This window comes from Arthrobacter sp. GQ119 (assembly GCF_059759125.1).
Genome location: NZ_JCAXEA010000102.1, coordinates 1 through 270, shown reverse-complemented (window position 1 = coordinate 270; position 270 = coordinate 1). Strand labels below are relative to the sequence as shown.

Below are 270 nucleotides of genomic sequence, written 5' to 3'. Positions count from 1 at the left end.
GCGCCCGCCCATCTCGATGGTTCCCGCGTCTGCCTTGTCGACGCCGTAGATGCAGCGGGCGACCTCGGTACGGCCGGCGCCCACAAGTCCGGCCAGTCCGACGATTTCCCCGGCATGCAGCTGCAGATCCACGTCCGCGAACGCGCCTGCGCGGCTCAGGCCGCGGGCCTCCAGAACAAGATCCCCGCGTTCGCGGGGTATGTGCTCGTAGAGATCGACGTCCTTGCCAACCATGAGCTGCACGACGGAACGGGCATCTAGCTGGTCCGC

General features: G+C 67.8%; 1 protein-coding gene. It reads right to left on the bottom strand.

Annotated features, from left to right (window positions below):
• Positions 1-234: ATP-binding cassette domain-containing protein (locus AC6CH3_RS23545; protein WP_498134726.1), on the bottom strand; the 234-nt coding region annotated here is incomplete at its 3' end.
• Between the last annotated feature and the right edge of the window lie 36 nt (positions 235-270).